The organism is Renibacterium salmoninarum ATCC 33209, assembly GCF_000018885.1.
Classification (GTDB): domain Bacteria; phylum Actinomycetota; class Actinomycetes; order Actinomycetales; family Micrococcaceae; genus Renibacterium; species Renibacterium salmoninarum.
On record NC_010168.1, the window covers coordinates 496200 to 518511 of the forward strand.

Genomic DNA, 22312 nt, shown 5'->3' on the forward strand with positions numbered 1-22312 from the left:
CCTTTGAAATCCCCGATGCGAAGTGCTGATATGACTACAGCCACATCATGAATTTCAATCAAACAGACAGGAATGAACAATGTAAACAAAACGAACAGATGCGAACAGAAAGTGATTGTGACTAGTGCTGCTACCGTGCTGTTGAAGCCCGAATTTGCGAGGTCGGAGAAAGACTGACTCGTTGAACTGCTAGGCGCCAATTGCGGCGCGGGCTTAGGCGATTCACACACATTTGCAACGCGAGATAGCCGACGTCGAACTTTGGTGGCGCAATAGCGCTCAACGGCACCGCGGCAAAGGAAGCCACCTAGTCGTCATAAGCCAAAAGCGCTAAGTCATCTGGAACTCGCAATCCTCGTGATTCACATAAATCAGCGAACATCAGTGCGTCCTCGTCATTGTGCACAATTGCAGCAGTGGCGCCGGCCCCAATAAACCCGTCGAGCGTTTCAGTCATCTGCCGCTGCTGTGCCTCCGGGTCAGTGACATCTTGGGTCATCGTGCTCAATTCAGCTTGCGGACGTAGGCTAACTTTCCTGAGAGCTCGGCGGTACCCTGCCGTGATGGCCGAGGCAGTTGGGCTACTTTCACGTAAACACAATGCGATCTTCGTGTGACCCAGGGAAAGCAGATGGGTTACCGCAATCTCAGCGCCCTGGCTATGGTCGCTCCGCACCGATTCAAGCTGTCCAGCATCCAAAACATCATCAATAGAGCGTTCGACGACAACAACTGGCACGTTAGCGGTGACCAACCGGGCCAAGGTTTCCGTGTCCGCCCAAGACTCACCGCTCGGTGTCACCAATAAACCGTCAACCTTGCTGCTAAGCAGCCGCTGAATGTGGCGCTGTTCTTCGGACTCGGAATAGTTGGATACGCCGAGGACTAGTCGAACTCCCAGTTCTTGAGCAGCGGCCTCAGCTCCCCGGATAATCCCGGGAAAGTAGTACCTAGTAGTCGGAACCACCATCCCGATAGTGACCACGGGACGCACCCTGGCAGCGACTCGCGTTTCTGCAGTTATCTTGCGTTCTGCGTTCACTACGGCACCGCCGTGCACACGTTGCAGCAAACCCTGTTCGTCAAGAAGCGCCAAATCACGCCGCACAGTCATTGCCGAGGTGCCAACTTTTCGGGCAAAATCCGCAGCATTCAACGAACCATGTATTGCTAGCTCATGGAGGATCTGATTCTGCCGGTCCTTGGTCAACATTGCCTGACTCCTTGTGTTCACTTCTGTGCGCTCTGTTCATTGTGCACGACATCAAGATTATTGTCGGTAATCAGGTCAGCTGATTACCGAGGCAAAGAAAACTCAACGAGGAGATTTTCGATGACGCACATTAATCTCAACCGGCGCCGACTTTTTCAGACCGGCGGCTTGGGCGCTCTTGCTTTAGCTTTTGCTAGCACCGCATCTGCTAACGCGAGTCCGCTCGCCGTTCGTAGACCAAAGATCACAGACCTTGGGCCAGCAGTGGTCCAGTTCTCGCTGATGAGCGGACTGCTCGTCGGCAATACCGTCTACATTGGCTCGCGAAACCTCAACCCGCCCCGCATTATCGGTTTCCACCTGCCAAGCCAGCGCATCACCTCGCGAACTGATCTAGGCTCGGGGTACAGCATCCAGGCGATGGCCCCGGATGCTTCCGGACGTTATTTATACGCAGGCGTACTTCGAGATGGAATGGACGGAAAGCCGAACCTTTATCGCTGGGACCTGAGCACGCCTGACCAAGCCGCCATCGGCGTCGGCGAGACCGGTGATCGGGACATTCGCGCACTAGCCGTGGCACCCGATGGCAAGGTCTATTTGGCCGGCGGCGGTCAAACGTCAATAGCGCCGTCACTGTGGGAATACGATCCAGCCACAGAAGCCGTGACGAGCTGGGGTGTACCGGACCCTGGCGCCACTATTGCGCAGTCCGTGGCCGCCACCGGCAACATAGTGTATTTCGGTACTGGAAGCACCCTCGGTGGCGGCAATGGTGCCAGCCCGGCGCGTCTGTTCGCCTTCGACCGCAGCTCAAAGACAGCGACGAACATCTTGCCTTCCGAACTGGCTACTGGAGTCTCGGTCACCTCGCTCAGCATTTTGGACGGGTTGCTTGGAGTTGGGGTGAAAGGTCCCGGAAAATCGGTATTGATCAGCCTCAGCGACTCGTCAAAGTACACGATTGTGCCCAAAACTGGCACCATGTTCCGCCAACGCGGCAATCAAGTCTTCTTTGCCAAGGAGCCCGGCGTATGGGCTTATGACCTGGACACAAAGCAAATCAGTCAAGTCATCGCCGACGACGTCGGCGCCATGTGGGGACTGGATGTCTATGCCGACCAGGTAATCGCAGTTTCGGACTACAGCGTGCTTGATATCAACCCGACAACAAAGTCCGCTCAGACGCACGATCTTGATACTGCTGGCGCGCCATGTGGACCGCAACTTTGCATGGGTTTGGCCGCCGGCGCTGGCGATGTTTACGTTGGCGGTACCGGAAGCGGGACTCGGCGGCAACTTGCCTCAGGGCAAAGGAGCAACCTTCGTTCCACTGGCGAAGCGAAGGCCGCCGTCGTCGTCGATGGCATCCTTTATACGGGCCAGTACAACTCGCGCGGAATCTGCAGTTACAACCCCAGCAGCAATCAGCCAATGAGCCAAGTGGCTGTGCTGCCAGCCGGGCAAAATCGACCGCTGGACATCTGTTGGGATCCGGTCAACAAACTCATCATTTCCGGAACTCAAAATGACACTGCAGGCGGCGGCTGTCTTGCCGCTTACAGTCCGGTGACTGGCAAGGTCGTCACGAAAGTCAATCCCATCGATAACCTTCAGATGGTTCGTGCGGTAGCAAGTGCGGACGGCGTTGCGTATCTTGGCGGCGACAATATTTACGCCACCGGTCCGCGCAGCACCGTCGTCGCCTGGGACCCAGCTGGCAACCAGGAATTGTGGCGCCTGGACCCTGACCAGGGCGTGGGCGTTGCTGCCCTGGCAACTTCGGGCAACCATCTTTTTGGCATGTCACGCAGAGCCGCTGGCCTCTTCGTGATCGACCTGGCCACTCGCGAACTAGTGCATACTGCTGAGCTAAGTGCGGTGTGCACTGACTTCGGGGCCTTGACCGTCAGCCAAGGCGTGGTCTACGGCGTCTCAGACAGCACGGTCTTTCGAGTCGATCCGGAGACGTTCGCGGTCTCGGTGGTCGTCCCGAGCATCAATGGCGCTTGGTACAGCGGCCCACACATTAGCGCTGACGACGACGGTCTGTTGTACACGATCCGGGGCAGCGATCTGGTGCAGATCGACGACCGGATTTAGTCCTTCCATCATTGGCAGGTGCAAAGTGAGTGACATTGAGAAATCAGACTGGCGTCACATACGCTCCGGAGATTCCGCCGTCGACCAGAAATTCGCTGGCCGTAATGAACGAAGAATCATCCGACGCGAGGAACGCCACGGCGGCTGCCATCTCTTCCGGCTCCGCAAACCGACCCAGTGGCACATGCACCAGTCGACGTTGCGCTTTCTCCGGATCCTTGGCAAAGAGCTCTTTGAGCAACGGCGTATTGACCGGCCCCGGGCACAGCGCATTTACTCTGACACCAGATCGTGCGAATTCCACACCTAGTTCACGCGACATCGAAAGCACGCCACCCTTAGATGCTGAATAAGAAATCTGCGAGGTGGCGGCCCCCATCACGGCAACAAAGGAGGCGGTATTGATGATCGATCCCTTGCCTTGTTCCAGCATGTACGGCAATGCGTATTTGCAGCACAAATAGACACTGGTCAGGTTGACGTCCTGAACCCGTCGCCAAGCTTCCAGCCCGGTGTCTAAAATCGAGGCATCTTCGGGCGGCGAAATACCGGCATTGTGGAAGGAAATATCCAGTGAGCCGTAAGTCTGCACACACACGGCGAACATGTTCTTGACGTCGTCTTCACTAGTCACGTCAGTGCGTACAAAGATACCGCCCACCTCGTCAGCGGCGGCCTGGCCAATCTCGTCTCGGCAAATATCCGCGATAACAACATTGGCACCCTCCGCAGCCAACCGTCTTGCCGTCGCCAAGCCAATTCCGCTAGCACCGCCAGTAATTACTGCCGCACGGCCTTCCAGCCGATTTGAAATAACCTTCACCAATTTCTCCTATGCTTCGTGGGACAGAAAGACGGTTTTGACTTCGCTGAATGCGTTGAGCGCATCCGGGCCCAACTCGCGGCCCAGACCAGATTGTTTGAAGCCGCCAAACGGCGTCGAATAACGCACTGAAGAATGCGAATTCACGCTCAAATTGCCGGTTTCTACCGCGCGGGCCACACGCAATGCCCGCCCAATATTGCGGGTAAAGATCGATCCGGACAGCCCATAATCGCCGTCATTGGCAATCTGGATTGCCTCGGCTTCATCTCTAAATGCCACTACCGACAGCACCGGTCCGAAAATCTCCTCTCGGAACGCCTTACCGTCCGACGACGTCGGGCCGGGCAGGCTCGAGTGCGCCAACACCGTGGGTGGGAACCAAAAGCCGCTGCCACCCGGCGCGCTGCCCTGGAAAGCGACCGAAGAATCATCAGCAATGAAACTGGCCACGGCGTCGCGCTGGCCGGCTGAGATCAGCGGACCCATCGAGGTTCCTTCCGCCCGCGGATCACCTACTGAGAACGCTTTGACTTCCGGCTCTAACATTTCCAGGAATCGATCAAAAACTGAGTGTTCAACCAGAATCCGCGAGCGCGCACAGCAATCCTGACCAGCGTTATCAAAGCCTCCGGCAGGCGCAGCCGCGGCCGCCGCAGCTAGATCTGCATCAGCGAAGATGATGTTCGCACTCTTACCACCAAGTTCAAGTGTGACTCGTTTGACCTGATCCGCGCAGCCGGCCATGATCTGTTTCCCCACCGCCGTCGAACCGGTGAAGACTACTTTGCGCACTAGCGGGTGTGTGACAAACCGTTCACCAACCACGGAACCCTTGCCCGGAATGACGGTAAAGACTCCCTCAGGCAACCCGGCATCCAAAGCCAGTTCCGCCAGTCGGATGGCCGTCAGTGGCGTTAGCTCAGCGGGTTTGATTACTACGGTGTTGCCCGCGGCGAGCGCTGGCGCAAAACCCCAGCCAGCAATCGGCATCGGGAAGTTCCACGGCACAATAATGCCAACCACGCCGAGAGGTTCGTGGAAGGTTAGTGCCACCCCTCCGGCAACCGGAATCTGCTGCCCGCTATGCCGCTCCGGCGCGCCAGCGTAATAGTGCAAGACGTCGCGCACATTGCCAGCTTCCCAGCGAGCATTCCCAATGGTGTGTCCAGCGTTTTCGACCTCTAACTGAGCCAACTCTTCCAAATGCTGATCAACGCACTCGGCAAAGCGACGAAGTAGCCGCGCCCGGTCTGCGGGGCTCACCTGTCGCCAGGAATCGTATGCTTTCGCAGCCCGCGCGATGGCGGCGTCTGCCTCTGCCAGCGAAGCCAACGCTACGTGCGCGATGACTTCTTCGGTGGCCGGATTCAGCACCGCTGTTGTGCTCAATTCTTCGCCTCTTCTCTAGTGTTTTTGTTGAGCTGGCTTACCAAACGGGCTTGCGCGTACTTTCGAGCTTCCGCAATGAGACCGACGAAAAGTCGGGGATCTTCGGAGTTCTGTTCTGGATGGAATTGCACGCCAAGATTCCAGCCCGGAGCATCCGCTTCGATTGCTTCGATAGTGCCGTCAGTTGCCTTTGCCGTCACGCTCAAGCCACGCCCGACGACGTCGATCGCCTGATGGTGATAGACGGGAGCCGATGCCTGCTCGCCCAGTAGTTCTCTGCTGACGGTTCCGGCTTCAGTACAAAAATCAACGGTGCCAAATACCCCGGGCGCTGGCTGGTAGTTCGCCTCGGGCAATGCATCCGGAAGATGCTGAATGAGCGTGCCGCCTCGGGCAACGTTAAGAATCTGCGCGCCACGGCAAATCGCCAGCAACGGTAGACCAGTGTCTAACGCCGCATCGGTCAAAGCGATATCAAAGGTATCCCGATCCGACTGCCACGAGGTCTTGGGGTGCGGCTCTGCACCATAGTTCGCCGGATCTACGTCGACTCCGCCGGAGATAATCAAGCCGTCCAAAAGTTCCAAGACCGAGGCATCTGGCCCTTCCGGAGCAAATGCGGGCGGCAGCAAGATCGGCGTGCCGCCAGCTGAGATCACGGCTGAAACGTAGGCATCCGGTAAAATCGCGGCCGCTTCGTCCCATACACCCCACTGCCCGCGTTGCAGATAAGTCGTCAGCCCAATACGTGGCCGATAACTTGCGGTCTGCTGATCAGTGCCGCTCGAAGCCACGACGCAACTCCCAATCCGTGATGGCGCCGTTGAAGGCTGTAATCTCAACATCCGCGTAATTGGTGTAATGCTTGACCACCTCTTCGCCGAACACTTCACGCGCGATCGCGGAGGAAGCGAAGAGGTCTCGCGCTTCTTGAAGTGTTGCGGGCACGGTGGGAGCACCTGAGGTGTAGGCATTGCCAACCGTCATGGGCTCCAATTCCAGTTTGTGCTCAATTCCGTAGAGTCCGCCGGCCATCATCGCGGCGATGGCTAGATATGGATTGGCATCGCCGCCAGGGAGCCGGTTCTCCAAACGGGCTGATTGATCGTGACCGACAAGGCGAATGGAGCAGGTGCGGTTATCGATTCCCCAGGCCACCGCCGTCGGCGCAAAAGAACCCTGCTGGAATCGCTTATAGGAATTGATATTGGGCGCATAAAACAGAGTGAATTCGCGCATCGTAGTGAGGATGCCAGCAATGAAGTGATCATAAAGGGCGGTGCGCTGGCCAGTCTCACCGTCCCAAAACACCAGTTTGCCATCAGTGCCTCGCAATGACAGGTGGATGTGGCAGGAGTTCCCCTCACGTTCATTGGGTTTAGCCATGAAGGTAATTGCCTTGTGTTGCTGAGCTGCAATTTCTTTCGCCATGGTCTTGTAAACCGAGTGGTTATCCGCAGTGCTCAGCACGTCGTCATACTTAAAAGCGATCTCATGCTGGCCAAGATTGCATTCACCTTTAGCTGACTCTGGATTGAGCCCAGCTGCGTAGGTGGCATTACGAATCTCCCGCAACAAGGGCTCTACCCGTGCAGAGCCAATAATCGAGTAGTCAACGTTGTACTGATTAGCGGGCACCAGATCCAAATATCGCTGGCTCCAGGCCTCTTCGTAGCTGTTGTTGTACACCACGAATTCCAGCTCAGTTCCGGCCAGCCCTTGCCAACCGTTTTTTGCTGCCCGGTCTACTTGACGCTTCAAAATGGTGCGCGGCGAAACATTGAGCGGGCTGCCATCGACCAACTTCAGATCGCACTGAATCATCGCGGTGCCCGGAACATGTGACATCCACCTAATCGTTTCCAGGTCAATGTCAAAAAACATGTCCCCGTAACCAGATTCCCAGCTGGTCATTTCGTAACCGTCAACGGTGTTCATCTCGGTATCAACAGCAAGTAAGTAATTACAGCCCTCAGCTCCATGAGCTAGCACGTCTTCGACGAAGAAATCACCGTGAATGTACTTGCCCTGGAGTCGGCCCTGCATATCGGTAAAGGCGAGCACCACGGTATCGATGTTGCCTTCCGTGATGAGGTCGCGAAGTTGTTCAACGCTGAGCATGCGCGAATTCTTAGGCATTATTTTCCTGTTCTAGCGTGTGATCGTGAGTGGACATCAGGGTCTTGGCTTGACTCATTTCAGTTCCGATTCAGCTTGCTCAATAGCGGCAAACTCTTCTTCCGGCGCATTGGATACCAACCGATGCCGTGAATAGAACCAGAAATATGCCAACGCCACGAGGAAGACAGCTGCGGTAATCGACGCCGCCAGAATGTCGACGAAAAACGTCGCGATCATTGCGACGAACGCTAAGACCAAAGCAATTCCGGTAGTAACTACACCACCGGGCGTTCGATAACCACGCTCTAGCTGTGGTTCTTTTCGACGCAGCACAATGTGGCTCAAATTCAGCAGGACATAAGAAACAGTGGCGCCAAAGACCGCAATGTTGATCAGCAACGCACCATTTTGCGTTGCCGCGGCCAAAATGAATCCCATCGTCCCCGGTACTAACAGCGCAACCCAGGGCGTTCGGCGTTTGCCGGTCAAGGACAGCCAACGGGGAAGATACCCGGCTCGCGAAAGTGCAAAGAGCTGTCGCGAGTACGCGTAAACAATGGAGAAAAAGCTTGCGACTAAGCCTGCCAGGCCCGCATAGTTTACGAAGTCAGCTAGCCAACTGTGCCCACCGGCGGCGATCCGCAATGCTTCCGGCAGCGGATTATTGGAGGCACCCATGGCGGCAGCGCCCGCCGCACCGGGAACGAGAAAGAGCATCAAGGCACCAAAAACCAGAAGCAAAAGCATTGCGCCAATGATTCCGCGCGGTAAGTCGCGCTTGGGGGTTGCTGACTCTTCTGCGGCCAATGGCACACCCTCAACTGCCAAGAAAAACCAGATTCCATAGACCAACGCGCCCACTGCGCCAGAAATACCCATCGGTAAAAAGGCGCTGGCCGTTCCCACTGAGCTGTCCGGCACGATGTCAAAAAGGTTGCCAAAGGAGAAATGTGGCAACAAGCCGACGACGGTCACCACCAAAGCAATGATGGCCACCAAGGTGATGCCAAAAATTAGTTTCAGTGCTTCGCCCACACCGCGTAAGTGGATGCCAATAAACACGACATAAGCCACCAGGTAAACAGGCCACGAGTTGGTTATGCCAAACAAGCCCAACGCTTCGATATAGCCGCCAATAAAGGTAGCTATTGCGGCCGGAGCCACCGCATATTCGATGAGAACAGCCATTCCGGTAGCAAAACCGCCCAGCGGGCCAAGCGCTCTACGAGCAAATCCGTACCCGGCCCCGGTGGTGGGAATGGCCGATGCCATTTCGGCAAGACCTAAGACCATGAACAGATACATGATGCCCATCAAGACGAAGGCAATCAATAGCCCGCCCCAACCGCCTTGAGCGAGCCCATAATTCCAGCCAGAAAAATCACCGGAAATAACGTAAGCGACGCCGAGGCCCACCAAAAGCAGCCAACCCGCGGCACCCTTTTTGAGCTCCCGCTGCTTTAGATAGTCTTCGCCGAGGGTGGTGTAACCGATATGCTGCTTGGCCATCAAGTCCCCATCTCAAAATAGGTGTGAGCATCAATCCGCGCCCACGGACGACATTCCAATGGTCTGTTATCAGTCCATAAGTAGTTTGTGGGCATTTTGATCATGCGTCAAGGAAAAATCTAAAATTAGTGAGACGCATGCTTTCGTGGATACACCACCTCAGCCATATCTCAGGCGATATTCGCGCCAAGTTACTCAAGGGCAATTAGCAGGAAGCAAACTGATTAGACTGTCAACATGAGCGCAGAGCAGACAGGCATGGGCCATTTTGAAACCAATGGCGACCTGATTGGCCTCAACCTGCTGCGCCCTGCCCGTACTGGAAATGCCTTTGAAGAAACGCTGGCGTCATTACTACGCGCTATTCGACTTGGCGTATTTCCACCCGAGTCACGGTTACCCTCCGAACGTGATCTTGCCGAACGTTTGGGCGTTTCCCGCTCAACGCTCCGAGAGGCACTCTCTGCGCTGCAAGAATCCGGGCATCTAGTCATCCGCCGAGGCCGGTACGGTGGCGCAATCGTCACGGGCGGGCCTACAACATCAACAGATAGTCATGATTCCGTCCCGGTAAGCGCTACGGACCTGTTGGACGCGATTCGATTCCCTTCCGTAGTCGAGCCCGGAGCGGCCGAATTAAGCGCGCGGGCCGATCTGAGCTCGACACAAAGACAGAGCCTACAAACCGCATACGAAAAACTACTTGCCGCTAGCATTGATGACTATCGTTTATTCGATTCTCGATTCCACCTCATCATCGCTGAACTCTCCGGAAGCCCCAGCCTGGCCGCCGCCGTGGCAGAATCCCGGGCCAAGACAAACGCGCTTCTGGAGAAAATTTCGGTTTTACCTGCAAACTTGGCGCACTCGAACGAGCAGCATCACATCATCTTGGCCGCGATTCTCAGCGGAGATGCCGAACGAGCGCGGGCCGCAATGTTCGAGCATCTCGCTGGCACCGAGGCCCTTTTGCGTGGGTTCCTAAGTGAGACTACAAGCCTCGACGGTTAGGGCAAAAGTTGAAGCAGTGAAGCCGCTGCTTCAACTTTTGTTCTAAGCCTATTTTCAATAGGCGCCTCGGATCAGTGATCGGGCTGCGGACTTTGGCTACGGGTGCAAAGGCTTTCGTAGTCGATGAGGATGCCGGAGCCGTCGACGGTTAGTTCAGCGTGGAAGTCGCTGTCCAGACTTGATTAGGAAACCCGTCCGATACCATTTTCTGGGCTTGCTGAAGCGTAGCTCTGATTGCTGCGAAGCACGCGCAGTGAAGGTACTTCGATCCAGGCCATGACGAAGTTAGTCGGTTCTATCGCGAACTGGTGTGCGCCGAGCCGCAGGATTGGCATCGTGTTGGTGACTGGGCATAAGCCCACGTCGCAATCGAGCGCGTCCTTTAGATCAGTTGTGTCTTGAATACCGGGTTCCGGGAGGTCTATTTCACCGAAAAATTTGGTCTGCGAAGACCAATTGCCAAGGTCATCGCGGGAAAGTTTGAGGTTCCGGCCCCAACCGAATCCTTGCACAGACACTCGTATGTTCTTGGGTGATCCATTCCGCGCCAGCGGTCAGATGCCAGCTGAGTGCGTAATCCGGTGTGGTTGAGCTGCCAACGGCCTGTAGCCGATCTGCCTCGAAGGCGATGGTTGCTGCGTCGGCTCGTTGGGCGTCGTCGGTCCCAGTCCACTTGTACGTTTTTCGATCCGTCATAAGGAAAGAATGTCATAGGGCTCAAAACAGTCTGCTGCCGCCGGTGAGGCTTGATCTGCTCTACGAAAGCGCAGTGCTGGGATAACCAGCTGCGTTTCGAATTGCCTGGCCCCAAGGCCGGAGTATTTCAAGGAGTGTTTCAAAGTCATCGCCGAGACTTTTTACGATTACTTCGCATTGACTGTCGGTGGCAGCTTCGACTGCTTCCCGCGCGGCATGGCCTTTTTCGGTCAGTTTTCCGTCGGCGAGATGCCCGCGCGCGGTGAGTCTGTCTTCGGCGTCGTCGAGCTGTTCATCCGTCCAGGCGCGGGTACGAAGGTAGGTGCGTGGCTCGATTCCTCGGTAGAGCTCGGACGCCACGCCAATCTCCGTGCCATCAAAACCAGCAGTCGTCCAAGCAGCAATATGGGCATCTCCGCGAAACTCTCTGAGCAAGTCACCACAACGCCACATCTCACCCATCACACCTGCGGGCAGCGGAAGCGCGCGAAGCCCGGAGTAGAGGGGTTTTCCTTCTGGACGGAGCTGGTCTGAAGCTTTTCCCAGCAAGTCTCTTGCTCGATTCAAGCCATCCGGGTTGCTGCCAAGAACGCGCTCAAGTTGAGCAATGGCGCCGGCTGTTCTCGCGGCTGCCATGGTGCTGGCGTCGGTCAGTGACCAACCGTAGGTTACTGCCGGAATCACAGCCTCAGGATTGAAGACGCCGAAAGCGGCAGCAATGACTTCCCCGGGAACCTGGCCCAAAATCGACCCGCGACTGCAAAAGTATGCGGGCCCGTTTGGACGTGCCGCTCCGCCCATCGTTCCAGCGCTCGCACCAAAACCTAGTGCGGAATAGGCAGCATTGCATTCGGGGGAGAAAATCGCCTGTCCAATAACGGGCTCCAGTACCGAGCCCAGCAGGCGGGACGGATGTTCCTCGACGGTCAAATGAAATCCCTTTCGCGCAGCTGAGCCTTCAGTCTATGGCCCGCGCACTAGGACAAACAGAAGGCCCCGGCCCGGACTTTCGTCTGGATCGGGGCCTTCTGGCGGAGACGGGGGGATTTGAACCCCCGGTGGAGTTTTGCCCCACACTTCATTAGCAGTGAAGCCCATTCGGCCGCTCTGGCACGTCTCCAAAGTGCTGGCTCCAGTAGAAGCCTGAAGCCAGCCTCACAAGGTTACCGAACTTGTGACCCAACACGCAAAGTGAGATCTCTAATTGGCAACTTCGGCATGGCTTTTGAACTTGTTGATCAAGCTATGGGGCGCATCTTCGTTGTAGAAAAGCTCGAGGTTTGCCGCAGATTCGGCCGCCGATACTGCGGCGCGTGGCGCCATTGCTGCCTCGTGCGCGGCAATCGCGGCGTCGACGTCGTTGGGGTTGGCCAGTAGCGCTAGCGCGAGTTCGGCGCCGTCTTGCATGGCCAAATTTGCACCCTCGCCCGCGTAAGGCGACATAACGTGCGCGGCGTCGCCGATCAGCGTCACGCCAGAAACAGGTGACCACGAGTGCCCGATCGGCAGAGCATAAATTGGCCGGGGGATAATTTCGCCATCTGAGCGCAAGATCAAATCAAGCAAGCTAGCATCCCAGCCGTGGAATAACTCAGCCAGGGCCGGGCGGGCGGATTCCGCCTGGTTGAAGTCAATGCCGCAGTCGCGAATCCACGTCTCGGCTACCTTGAAGGCCAGGCCCACCCGTACACTGCCGTCGCCATTGCGTTGGCCCGAGATGCCTTTGCCAGGCACGTTAATGGTCAAGCTGCCGCGGCCAACAAGTGCCGAAAGCTCTGGATTACGCTGATCAATGTCCGTGAGCCGAAGCTCGATGTAGGAAAGTCCGCTGTACTGTGGTTTGGCTGCAGAAACCATTGGGCGGACCTTCGACCAGGTGCCATCGGCACCAACCAAGGTCTCGACAACTTCACTACTGCCGTCGGCGAAATTAAGCACGTGCTTGCCGCCGTCGAGGGCTAGAACCGAGGCGATTTTTCGCCCCCACTGCATCGTGCCCGGTTCAAGGGAATCGATAATGAAGCCCGCGCAGTGCCTTCCGGTCAATCTCCGGCCGTCCGGCACCCTCGCGTAACTGGGCATCGGATATTTCTTCAAACAGCACGTTGCCGTCTTGATCGAGGAAGCGCCAGTCTTCACCTTCAGGCCGCGCCAATTTGGCAAACTTTTCGTACAGGCCAGCTGCACTGATCGCAAATTGACCCGAGTCGGCATGCAAATCGAGTGTGCCGCCTTGGCTGCGGCTTTCGGGTGAATCCTCGAGTTCGAAGATTCGGGTAGCTGCACCGTTGCGTTGCAAAACCCTAGCTAAAGTCAGGCCACCAAGGCCTGCGCCAATGATGGTAATCATCGGAGCGTCCTTTCAAGAGCGATATACGTCGATGCATCAAAGATATATCGCTATATTCTTTAATTCAAGTGTGATTTAGCGCACTTTCGCTGCCCGAGCTTAGCCGTGGGTGTTTAGACGGGTTGTGAGTGGAGTCCGAGAGCGCCGGGTGCGTTGGTGCCGGTCATAAGGGCGGCGAGGTCGTCCGGTTCGAGGAAAGATGGCGGCGGCGGCGGTCCCCAGTTGAAGAGGCCCTGAGCGCCTTCGAAGGTTTCTGGGGTCCAGATTTCGTCTTCGGGGATGCAGTCCATGTCGGAGTAGTACTCGGAGAAGTTCCCTGCAGGGTCTTTGAGGTACCAGAAGAAGTTGGATCCGGCGTGGTGTCTTCCAAGTCCCCAGATGTGGCGTTCGGGGTTGTTCTCGAGCATGGCTTTCGCGCCGCGTCCGACGTCGTCGACGTCGTCGACCTGCCAAGAGGTGTGGTGGAGAAAGTTCACGGGTGCGGCCAGGGGCCAGGACGTTGTGATGTTCCACGGAGCAGCGCATGAACGCGCCTTTGTCGGCGATGTAGTCGCTGACCTTGAAGCCGATGCCCTCGGTAAAGAACCGCATTATCGCCTCGAGGTTCACGGTGCCGATCACTGTGTGGCCGAGCTTGCGAGGCTTGATTTTGGTATTGCGCATAACCCCGGGGGCCCGGCCCCAGCGCTCGATTCGGCCGGGGCCGTTGCAGGGAGTCGCTGGGGTCTTCTCCTGCGCGACCCGGGGTGCGATGTGGATGTGGGCGGTGAACCCGGAGACGGGCTCGGTGGCGAGCAGCTCGGTACCATTGTGGTTGATCGGCACGCCTAGGCGGGTCATCTATGCGGTGACTTTGGCGACGTCGTCCTGGTTGTCGGCGCCGACGCCGAGTTCGACTAGGCGTCGGGTGGGAGCGTGGACGATCTTGAGCTGCTCACCGCCGTCGCGGGTTCCGAATGAGTTGTTGCCGAGTGGGTCGAGGCCAAATTCCTCATAGTAGGCGGCCGTTTCAACCACGTTCGGCACACCCATCACCACACGGGTCAGACGATGTAATGACATGGGATTACTCCTTATGTATCCGTAATTGATGTTGCTGGGGGCAGGCGGGCTCAGTTCCCGGCGGTGGTGAAGGTTTGGCTGATTTCGCCGATGCCTTCGATCCGGGAGATGAGGGTTTCGCCGGGCTTGATGAATCGCTGCGGGCTCCGGCCAAGGCCCACGCCGGCAGGGGTTCCGGTGAAAATGATGTCTCCCGGGAGCAGGGTGAGAGTGTGGGAGAGGCCCTCAATCAAGGCCGGGACGGAGAAGATCAGTTCGCTGGTGCGGCTTTTCTGGACTTCTTCGCCGTCGACGCTGCATTCGATGCTCAGGTCGTCCGGGTTCGTGAACTCATCGGGAGTGACGAGCCAAGGGCCGACGGGTCCGAAGCTGGGGAAGGACTTCCCCAGCCCGAACTCTGGTGCAGGGCCGCGGAGTTGGGACACACGTTCGGAGATGTCCTGCCCGACCGAGAGGCCGGAGACATAGTTCCAAGCCTCCGCGGCGGAAAAGTTCTTGGCCTCGCTTCCGATCACGGCGACGAGCTCGACTTCCCAATCCACGTTGCCGCCCTCCGGCAGCACCACCGTTGTGTCGGGGCCGGTGATGCATGTTGGAAACTTCGTGAATACCGGGGGCAGGGAATCGGGCTGGGCGAACCCGGATTCCTTCGCGTGATCGCTGTAGTTCAAGCCGATCGCGAACACCTGGCGCGGAGCTGGGGAGGGGGAGCCAAGCCGCGAGCGGTCCACGATCACGTCGGCGGCGGTGCCGGCAAGGGTTGAGGCCCAGGCCGTGAACTCTTCCCACTGCTGGTAAATCGCGGGCAGGTCGGGACCGAAGCGGCCCTCGCTGGCCGTGTGGATGTCTATACCGGACTCATCGGTGGCCAGCAGAACGGCCCGGTGATCATGGTTGGCAATACGCACGATTTGTCTTTTCTGTTTAGGCGGAACTGGGGCGGGCTCAGAAGAGCGGGGTGATTTTTTCTTCGACGCCGAGGAGCGCTTTGCCGTAGGTTTCGTATCCAACGATGGGGGTGACTATGCCGTGGCGTGCTGTGGTGGCCGAATCACGCCAGATGCGCTGGAGCGGGCTGGTGTCGCCGAAGCTGCCGGCGCCGTGTGCGCTGAGCAGGATATCGATAGCGCGCGTTACGTGTTCGGCGACCCAGCCAGTGTCTGCGCGGACGCGTGCCCTGGCCTTTTAGTCGAGGTATTCGCCGCTGGTGGCGGCGTCGTCGATGTCCTGGGTGGCCCGGTATGCGTGCAGGTTGGCTGTGTCCAGCAGCTGAGCCGCCTCTGCGACTTGGAGCTGGAACGCGACGGAATCTCTTTGCTTGTCGAAGAAGGTGTAGGCGACTGACTTTTTGGCGGACTTGTCGATGACGAAATCCAAGGCCGCTTGGCCTAGGCCCAGCTGTGGGCCGATCAAGACCAGTACCAGGATGGGCACGAATGCGGAGCGGTAGAGGGCCTCGGAGTCAAGCTGCTCAGTCGGGTAATCGCCCTCAATCGCGGGCGGGACAGACATGATGCGGTGGTCGGGGACGAAAACATCCTCGGCAACCAGGCAGTTGCTGCCGCTGGACCTCATGCCGGCCACGAACCAGGTATCCTCCAAGGTCATCTCGCTGGTAGGAATCAACGCCAACCCTTGGTCAACCACCGCCCCGGTCTCATCGGTGATCGGGATTCCCATAACCGCCCAGGTGGCGTGCCAGGAGCCGGAGTTGTAGTACCAGCGGCCAGTAACCTTATAGCCGCCGTCGACCTTTACGGTGGTGGAGGTCGGCGTAAGGACGCCGGATACCTTGGCGTCCGGGTCCGCGCCGAAGACTTCATCCTGCGCCTTGACGGGGAAGAGCCCAGTCAGCCAGGCGCAGATGTTGGTCAGGGTAAGGACCCAGGCCGTGCCGCCGTCCGCGTAGCCTACGGCTTTGGACACGTCGAGCATCGTGCGCATGTCCGTCTCGTAGCCGCCGTAGCGTTTGGGTACGGCCAGTTTGAACAGGCCCGCCTCTGTGAGGGCTTGAATGGATTCTTCGACGACGCGGCGGTTCTTTTCGCCTTCTGCGGCATTTTTCTTCAGCAGCGTGGTGAGTTCAGTGGCGCGTGCAACGAGCTGTGCGCGGTCCGGGACGGTGGCGGTTTCAGTAATAGTGGTCATTTCTTTTCTCTCTTCTTGAAGGGGCGTACAACGACGCCGGGGGGTGTCGAAGTCAGCGGGCGAAGGCCGTGGCGTAATCCACGATGGGGCGACGGGGGCGCTTGACGAATTCAGAATGGGTGCCGAAGAGGCGGTGGCTGTACACCATCGGGGCCGTATCGGAGCCGGCGGCTTGCTGTACTGCACCTACCAGCATGGTGTGGTCCCCTCCGGGAACAACATCGTAGAGCTCGCAGACCAGCCAGCCGGCAGTGCCCTCAAGGCGGGGCAACCCATGATCGGAGTGCCACTCAGACTGGTCGAACTTGTTCTCACCCCTGCCGCCGAACGTCAACGCCAGCTCAGGTTGGTGCTGAGCCAGGACGTTGACCGCAAAGCGGCCCTCCCGGCAGATCCTCCGAAGCACGTTGGACCGGTTCTCCATGGCCACGAGGATCAAATGAGGCTCCAAGGACAGCGGCATGAAAGCGCTGACTGTGGCCCCGGCTGGGCCCTCGTCGCCGTCGGTCGTGACGATGGTTACCGGGGAGGGCACCGCTGCCCGCAATTCCCGGAACTGCCTTTGAATATCCACAACTCCTCCTATTCAACATAATGATCATCATGATCATTATGTTGAATAGGAATCTAGTGTGGATCACCTGTCAAGGGTTTGCGATATAATGATCATGATCTATTTCGATGAATAGTTAGGAGGGGCGATGTCAGCGCCGTATGACGAGATGAGCGAAGGGCAAGCCCTTAGCCGTGAACTCTGGCGGGCTGGGCTATCACGCCAGCAAGCGGCCGCTCCCGAGCCTGCGAACAGGGCGGTGATGGCGGCGAATCTCATTGAGGAATTCGCTGCAAAGGCCGGACCTGAGGAGCGCCTTGGCAGCAAGGATGGTCTGCGGAAGCATTGCTCGGTTTCTGTCGGGACGTTCAACGAAGCGTTGAAGATCGCCGAGGGGCGTGGCGTTATTGCGTTGCGCCGGGGTCCGGGCGGGGGCGTATTTGCCGCCCAGCAGACCCCGCTGGTCAAGCTCGGAAACCAGATGCTGGCGATCAATGACAGTGAAAGGATCGTCGCGGATGCCCAGCGTATGCGCAATGCGCTGGATCCATTGCTCATTGAAGATGCGTTACTGCACTCCTCAGCTGCCGACGTCCTCACCATGCGCAAGGAAGTCGCGGCGATGAAAGAGGCCATGGCCGCCAACGACATTTCTGCGTTCCTGCACGGCAATTGGCGGTTTCAGGCCTGTATCGCCAGCATCTCTCCGAATGTCATGCTGCGCTCGGTCTTTCTCAGCTTGCTGGAGATACTCGAGCAACATGCGGTTACGTTGCCTGCACCACCGGACCACCCGTTGCTCGAGGTGTGGGAGCGCCGCTTAAGCCTTTATCAAGGAATGGCAGATGCCATGGAAGCAAGAGACTGCGGCGCGGCAATGCGGATCATGCACGAACACAACACCGGCATCTTGAATCGCCCCGGTGTGTCCGGAGGGTTTCTCAGACGATGAGCCTGTCGGCGGCTGCCGTGCTCTGGTAGTGATTGTAGTAGTGGTTTTCTAGCTCTACTGGTGGGATGTCTCCGCAGTACTGGTAGAGCCTTCGGTGGTTGTACCAATCGGCCCATTCAGCAGTGCCGATTTCGACTTCTTCTAGAGTCCGCCAGGGCTTGCCGGGTTTGATCAGCTCGGTCTTATAAAGCCCGTTGATGGTTTCCGCCAAGGCGTTGTCGTAACTATCACCCACAGAACCGATCGAGGGGCGGATACCGGCCTGGGCCAGGCGTTCGGTGAAGGCCAAGGAGGCGTATTGAGCCCCGGCATCGTGATGATGAATCACCCCGGAAATCTCAGCCCCGGCCCGTTCACGACTCCAGATTGCCTGATTAACTGCGTTGAGCACTAGCACGGTGTTCATAGAAGCACTCGCTGACCAGCCCAGGATCCTCCGAGAGTAAGCATCGATCACGAAGGCAACATAGACCCACCCGGACCAGGTCGAAACATATGTGAAATCAGCTACCCATAGCCGATCCGGTGCCGTTGGTGTGAAATCACGGCGGACCAAGTCCTTCGCTCGGGCTGCCTTCGAGTCTTTGATCGTGGTGCGTTTGACCTTGCCACGGACCGCACCCTGTATGCCAAGTAACCCCATGAGCCGTTCTACCGTGCACCTGGCCACCGGCACACCTTCACGGTTCATCGCCAACCAGACTTTCCTGGTGCCGTGCACCCCGTAATTAGCGGCATACACCTTCTGGATCACGGGCTTGAGCACCTCATCACGTTGTTCTCGGTGAGATCGTGTTTTATCCACCCATTCGTAGTACGTGGACGGGGTGGTCTTCACCCCGTCCCAGTAAGCACCTGGCAGATCGACTCGACACCCCACCGCAATCCATTATTCTCGCGGTGACCGGCATGGTCCTTGATGTATTTCACGATCAGTGTTGTGGCGGTCGAGTTCGACCGCGAAAAAAGCTGAAGCACTCCGAAGGATCGCGTTCGCCCGTTTCAGCTCAGCGTTCTCACGCCGTAACCGTTTCAGCTCGGCCGATTCCGTGCTCGTTGTTCCAGTTCTAGTACCAACATCGATCTCGGCTTGCCGGACCCATTTACGCACCGTTTCCGGCACACCCACACCCAAAAGCTGGGCAACTTTTTGCATCGCCGCCCACTCCGAAGATGCACCCTCCATCTCCGCCACCATGCGCACCGCACGATCCTTCAACTCCTGCGGATACCGTGTCGTAGTTTTCCCTGCCATGTCCTGATCCTCTCAAACAAGAAAGTCTCCGGACACACCGGGGCGATTCACTTCGGTTGTCACAGCCGGTGCTCTTTTTTTGCTCGGCGCCGGCGGTGCTCAAGCGGCTGACACCAGCACGCCGATTAAGCATGTGGTGGTGATCTTCGGCGAAAATATATCCTTATGATCATTACTTCGGCACTTACCCCAACGCAGTTAATGACCCGGCTGAGAAGCTCCAGGACGGCACTCCTGCGGCTCAGTTCACCGCGGTAGCAGATACGCCCACCGACATTGCCACGCTAAGCCACGATGGACTGCTGACGCAGAACCCCAACCAATACTCGCCGCTGCGACTCAAGCCTTCGGAAGCGCTGACTTGCGATCAGAACCACGGCTACGGCCCGGAGCAACAGGCTTATAACAACGGTGCGATGGACCAATTCGTGCAGAAAACCTCGGTAGATATCTGCAAGAGCCCCGATAACGTGCACATGTTCGGCAAGCCGGGATTGGCCATGGGTTATTACGACGGTAATACCGTTGCCGGGATGTGGAATTTGGCACAGAACTACGCCATGAGCGACCACGCTTTTTCCACCCAGTTTGGTCCTTCCACGCCGGGTGCATTGAATCTCATCGCAGGCAGCACGCACGGCGCACGTTCCTACGACGCCAAGACCGGCCAGTAAACTGCCACTCCGGATAAGTATGCGGTGCAGTCGCCGGATGGCAACGGCGTCGGAACCGTGACCAATGATCCGGATCCGCTTTATAATGACTGCTCAAATCATGGTCATAATTTGGCCGCTCTTGACGGTAAGAACGTTGGCGACCTGCTTAACGCCAAAAGCGTTAGCTGGGGCTGGTTCCAAGGTGGCTTCGCGCCGAGTAAAGCGCACGACGGCGATCAGCTCGCCGTCTGCGGTGCGGCGCATAACAACGTTGGCGGATTTGCAGCCGTAGATTATTCGCCGCACCACAACCCCTTCGCCTACTACAAGTCGACGGCGAATCCCACGCACGCAGCTCCTGCAAATGATGCCGAGATCGGTCACGACGGAGCTGCTAATCACAACTACGACCTGACCGATTTCGACAAGGTCGTTAATTCAGACAACATGCCCGCAGTTTCCTACCTCAAGGCAGGCGAATACCAAGACGGTCACGCCGCATATTCTGACCCGGTAGATGAGCAGAACTTCATTACCAAGCAAATCAACAAGATCCAGGCTTCGAAAAACTGGGCCAATACGGCAATTGTTTTGGCCTATGACGACTCAGACGGTTGGTATGACCACGTTCCGGCGAACATTACCAATGGATCAAACGATGCGGCCGGAGCGAACTTAGATGCAGAAATCTGCAAGGGTGGACCGGCACCAGCAGGCGGGTACCAAGACCGTTGCGGTCCTGGTACCCGCCAGCCACTTTTAGTGGTTTCGCCCTACGCAAAGAAGAACTTTGTTGATCAAACCCAAACTGATCAGGCCTCGATCCTAAAGTTTATCGAGCAGAACTGGAGTCTGGGCCAAATTGGCGACAGCTCGGTTGACGAATCGGCTGGTCAGATCAACGCGATGTTTGACTTCAATGCAGCACCGCGAGTCACTCCCGTGGTGCTGCATGAGAAGAATGGCTCTGTGGTCCAAACGGCAGTCCAACCAAGCAGCCCGGCGCCAAGTAGCCAAGCACCAAGCGTTTCAGCTCCCGCTGGTCAGCTGCCGGTCGCCTCCGCCAGCCCAAGCAGCGCCGCGGCGGGCGAGGATTTAGCCGCGACGGGATTCCCCGTCGTCGTTGTTGGCATGTTAGCGCTGATCGTCGCAGCCTTCGGTGTGCTGACCTTTGTGTTGATTCGTCAACGCAAACGCTTCAACTAACTCCTAGCCGCAATGAACAGAGCCTGGTCTGAACATTCATTCAGACCAGGCTCTGTTCATTGCGGCGGAAGGTATGGGATTTGAACCCATGAGACGGGGTTACCGCCCACTGGTTTTCAAGACCAGCTCCATCGGCCGCTCGGACAACCTTCCTCAGAGAACAGTGTTTCACGGAGGGGCACCAACTATCAAAGCGTCCTAAGAGTTGTTGACCAGGATGGAAATTCTTGACGGCAAATAATGGTTGGCTTGAGCAAGAAGTTATTCAGCGACGATGAGTGGAGCATCATGAAGGCAATTACTTTGAGTCAGTTTGGCGGGCCTGAAGTTCTGGAGCTTTCCGAGGTGCCGGACCCGGTTGCGGCTGAGGGCGAAGTGTTGATCGACGTCGTTGCAGTAGGGCTTAACCGCGCTGACGTGCAACAGTGTCGAGGGTTTTACCCGCCACCTGATGGCGCGTCTGAGTACCTAGGACTCGAAGTCTCGGGCCGGATTGCCCAGTCCGGGCATGGATTTACGCGGGGTCAAGAAGTGGTTGGCTTACTGGCTGGTGGTGGTTATGCGGAGCAGATCGCGGTGCCGGCCGGTCAAGTCATTCCGGTGCCAGACGGCGTCGAGCTAGTTGACGCAGCAGGGCTACCGGAGGTTGCGGCAACTGTTTATTCGAACGTTGTGATGGCCGCCGGGTTGAGCGCAGGAGAAACTCTCTTGGTGCACGGAGGTGCGGGTGGAATTGGTGCGATGGCCATTCAGCTAGGCAAAGCCTGGGGCGCGCGCGTCATCGCCACGGCCGGCAGTGCCGAAAAGTGCGCAACTGTACTTGCCTTAGGTGCTGATGAAGCGATCAATTACCGCGAGCAAGACTTCGTCGAAGTGGCGCATCAGTATCGCGGTGCGAACGTGATTCTGGACGTCATGGGTGGATCCTATCTGAGCCGAAACATGGATGCTTTGGCACTGAATGGACGCCTGGTGATAATTGGACTGCAGGACGGCGCGACGGCGGAATTGAACTTGGGGGCGCTCATGGGTAAGCGCGCCTCGGTCATCGGCACTACCTTACGAGCCCGCCCAGTGGCTGAAAAATCAGCGATCATGAGCCGGGTGCAAGCCGAGGTTTGGCCGCTTGTGGCGCGAGGCGTGGTCAAACCAAACAGTGACACAACTTTTCCGCTCGCTCAGGCCAGTGAGGCGCATGAGTACTTCGACTCTGGCAAGCATCAAGGCAAAATCTTGCTGACCATCTGAGTGGTCTTCTTGCA

20 protein-coding genes, 2 tRNA genes and 3 pseudogenes are annotated in these 22312 nt (G+C 57.4%); 6 read left to right on the forward strand and 19 right to left on the reverse strand.

Going from position 1 to position 22312, the window contains the following annotated elements; translation table 11 throughout:
• Nucleotides 1-130 precede the first annotated feature (130 nt).
• Both RSAL33209_RS18485 and RSAL33209_RS02505 read right to left on the reverse strand, forming a co-directional pair.
• Nucleotides 131-307, reverse strand: coding sequence for a type 1 periplasmic-binding domain-containing protein (locus tag RSAL33209_RS18485; protein ID WP_012244046.1), 177 nt, complete (start codon nucleotides 305-307; stop codon nucleotides 131-133).
• Entirely contained in the window at nucleotides 308-1213 is a 906-nt protein-coding gene (locus RSAL33209_RS02505; protein WP_233494255.1) for a substrate-binding domain-containing protein, read from the reverse strand.
• Nucleotides 1214-1333: 120 nt separating this feature from the next.
• Between RSAL33209_RS02505 and RSAL33209_RS02510 the strand changes: the two genes are divergently transcribed.
• Entirely contained in the window at nucleotides 1334-3316 is a 1983-nt protein-coding gene (locus RSAL33209_RS02510; RefSeq protein ID WP_012244048.1) for an outer membrane protein assembly factor BamB family protein, read from the forward strand.
• Nucleotides 3317-3359: 43 nt separating this feature from the next.
• Here RSAL33209_RS02510 and RSAL33209_RS02515 read toward each other — a convergent pair whose 3' ends face one another.
• The 5 genes from RSAL33209_RS02515 to eat are packed head-to-tail and all read right to left on the reverse strand — an operon-like array spanning nucleotide 3360 to nucleotide 9161.
• Complete coding sequence (locus RSAL33209_RS02515) at nucleotides 3360-4130, reverse strand: 3-oxoacyl-ACP reductase (RefSeq protein WP_041685053.1); 771 nt, start codon at nucleotides 4128-4130, stop codon at nucleotides 3360-3362.
• Nucleotides 4131-4148: 18 nt separating this feature from the next.
• Entirely contained in the window at nucleotides 4149-5531 is a 1383-nt protein-coding gene (locus RSAL33209_RS02520; RefSeq protein WP_012244050.1) for an aldehyde dehydrogenase family protein, read from the reverse strand.
• Nucleotides 5528-6325 (reverse strand): gamma-glutamyl-gamma-aminobutyrate hydrolase family protein, encoded by a 798-nt coding sequence (locus RSAL33209_RS02525; RefSeq protein ID WP_049758786.1) that lies wholly within the window; start codon nucleotides 6323-6325, stop codon nucleotides 5528-5530. Before RSAL33209_RS02525 ends, RSAL33209_RS02520 begins: the two co-directional genes overlap by 4 nt.
• A complete protein-coding gene (locus RSAL33209_RS02530; protein ID WP_012244052.1) occupies nucleotides 6306-7670 on the reverse strand; it encodes a glutamine synthetase family protein in 1365 nt (454 codons plus the stop codon). Before RSAL33209_RS02530 ends, RSAL33209_RS02525 begins: the two co-directional genes overlap by 20 nt.
• Nucleotides 7671-7724: 54 nt before the next feature.
• Nucleotides 7725-9161 carry an ethanolamine permease gene (gene eat / locus RSAL33209_RS02535; RefSeq protein ID WP_041684326.1) on the reverse strand — a complete coding sequence of 479 codons (1437 nt, stop codon included), beginning with the start codon at nucleotides 9159-9161 and terminating at the stop codon, nucleotides 7725-7727.
• Nucleotides 9162-9398: 237 nt separating this feature from the next.
• Between eat and RSAL33209_RS02540 the strand changes: the two genes are divergently transcribed.
• A complete protein-coding gene (locus RSAL33209_RS02540; RefSeq protein WP_012244054.1) occupies nucleotides 9399-10172 on the forward strand; it encodes a FadR/GntR family transcriptional regulator in 774 nt (257 codons plus the stop codon).
• A gap of 182 nt (nucleotides 10173-10354) precedes the next feature.
• Here the strand turns inward: RSAL33209_RS02540 and RSAL33209_RS02545 are convergent, their stop codons facing one another.
• The 6 genes from RSAL33209_RS02545 to RSAL33209_RS17985 form a co-directional block, all read right to left on the reverse strand.
• Nucleotides 10355-10690 (reverse strand): putative glycolipid-binding domain-containing protein, encoded by a 336-nt coding sequence (locus RSAL33209_RS02545; protein WP_049758787.1) that lies wholly within the window; start codon nucleotides 10688-10690, stop codon nucleotides 10355-10357.
• Between the two features lie 238 nt (nucleotides 10691-10928).
• The gene (locus tag RSAL33209_RS02550; protein WP_012244057.1) at nucleotides 10929-11798 is read right to left on the reverse strand and encodes an SCO6745 family protein; all 870 of its coding nucleotides are present in this window, start codon (nucleotides 11796-11798) and stop codon (nucleotides 10929-10931) included.
• A 99-nt stretch (nucleotides 11799-11897) separates the two neighbouring features.
• Nucleotides 11898-11988: transfer RNA gene (locus RSAL33209_RS02555), tRNA-Ser, on the reverse strand.
• Between the two features lie 80 nt (nucleotides 11989-12068).
• The gene (locus RSAL33209_RS02560) at nucleotides 12069-12950 is read right to left on the reverse strand and encodes an FAD-dependent oxidoreductase (protein ID WP_199533190.1); all 882 of its coding nucleotides are present in this window, start codon (nucleotides 12948-12950) and stop codon (nucleotides 12069-12071) included.
• Complete coding sequence (locus tag RSAL33209_RS17980; RefSeq protein ID WP_012244059.1) at nucleotides 12871-13218, reverse strand: FAD-dependent oxidoreductase; 348 nt, start codon at nucleotides 13216-13218, stop codon at nucleotides 12871-12873. The genes RSAL33209_RS02560 and RSAL33209_RS17980 overlap by 80 nt, the downstream gene beginning before the upstream one ends.
• A gap of 113 nt (nucleotides 13219-13331) precedes the next feature.
• Nucleotides 13332-13694 carry a VOC family protein gene (locus RSAL33209_RS17985; protein ID WP_218916557.1) on the reverse strand — a complete coding sequence of 121 codons (363 nt, stop codon included), beginning with the start codon at nucleotides 13692-13694 and terminating at the stop codon, nucleotides 13332-13334.
• Between the two features lie 28 nt (nucleotides 13695-13722).
• On the opposite strand from RSAL33209_RS17985, the gene RSAL33209_RS17990 reads away from it, so the two are divergent.
• On the forward strand, nucleotides 13723-14049 hold the full coding sequence (locus RSAL33209_RS17990) for a hypothetical protein (RefSeq protein ID WP_218916558.1): 327 nt from the start codon (nucleotides 13723-13725) through the stop codon (nucleotides 14047-14049).
• A gap of 9 nt (nucleotides 14050-14058) precedes the next feature.
• Here the strand turns inward: RSAL33209_RS17990 and RSAL33209_RS17995 are convergent, their stop codons facing one another.
• The 4 genes and pseudogenes from RSAL33209_RS17995 to RSAL33209_RS02580 all read right to left on the reverse strand — a co-directional run bounded on the left by RSAL33209_RS17995 (nucleotide 14059) and on the right by RSAL33209_RS02580 (nucleotide 17002).
• Nucleotides 14059-14280 (reverse strand): hypothetical protein, encoded by a 222-nt coding sequence (locus RSAL33209_RS17995; RefSeq protein ID WP_012244061.1) that lies wholly within the window; start codon nucleotides 14278-14280, stop codon nucleotides 14059-14061.
• A 50-nt stretch (nucleotides 14281-14330) separates the two neighbouring features.
• The gene (locus tag RSAL33209_RS02570; RefSeq protein WP_041684327.1) at nucleotides 14331-15188 is read right to left on the reverse strand and encodes a fumarylacetoacetate hydrolase family protein; all 858 of its coding nucleotides are present in this window, start codon (nucleotides 15186-15188) and stop codon (nucleotides 14331-14333) included.
• Between the two features lie 37 nt (nucleotides 15189-15225).
• A pseudogene (locus tag RSAL33209_RS02575) lies at nucleotides 15226-16428 on the reverse strand (acyl-CoA dehydrogenase family protein).
• Nucleotides 16429-16480: 52 nt separating this feature from the next.
• The gene (locus tag RSAL33209_RS02580) at nucleotides 16481-17002 is read right to left on the reverse strand and encodes a flavin reductase family protein (RefSeq protein ID WP_012244064.1); all 522 of its coding nucleotides are present in this window, start codon (nucleotides 17000-17002) and stop codon (nucleotides 16481-16483) included.
• A gap of 127 nt (nucleotides 17003-17129) precedes the next feature.
• On the opposite strand from RSAL33209_RS02580, the gene RSAL33209_RS02585 reads away from it, so the two are divergent.
• Complete coding sequence (locus RSAL33209_RS02585) at nucleotides 17130-17933, forward strand: FadR/GntR family transcriptional regulator (RefSeq protein WP_012244065.1); 804 nt, start codon at nucleotides 17130-17132, stop codon at nucleotides 17931-17933.
• On the opposite strand, the pseudogene RSAL33209_RS16840 reads toward RSAL33209_RS02585, so the two are convergent.
• A pseudogene (locus RSAL33209_RS16840) lies at nucleotides 17923-19188 on the reverse strand (IS3 family transposase). The gene RSAL33209_RS02585 and the pseudogene RSAL33209_RS16840 overlap by 11 nt on opposite strands.
• A gap of 155 nt (nucleotides 19189-19343) precedes the next feature.
• Between RSAL33209_RS16840 and RSAL33209_RS02600 the strand changes: the two are divergent.
• Nucleotides 19344-21050: pseudogene (locus RSAL33209_RS02600) on the forward strand (phospholipase C).
• A gap of 65 nt (nucleotides 21051-21115) precedes the next feature.
• Here the strand turns inward: RSAL33209_RS02600 and RSAL33209_RS02605 are convergent.
• Nucleotides 21116-21203 (reverse strand) — tRNA-Ser (locus RSAL33209_RS02605).
• A 135-nt stretch (nucleotides 21204-21338) separates the two neighbouring features.
• On the opposite strand from RSAL33209_RS02605, the gene RSAL33209_RS02610 reads away from it, so the two are divergent.
• Complete coding sequence (locus RSAL33209_RS02610; protein ID WP_041685061.1) at nucleotides 21339-22298, forward strand: NAD(P)H-quinone oxidoreductase; 960 nt, start codon at nucleotides 21339-21341, stop codon at nucleotides 22296-22298.
• Nucleotides 22299-22312: the final 14 nt, after the last annotated feature.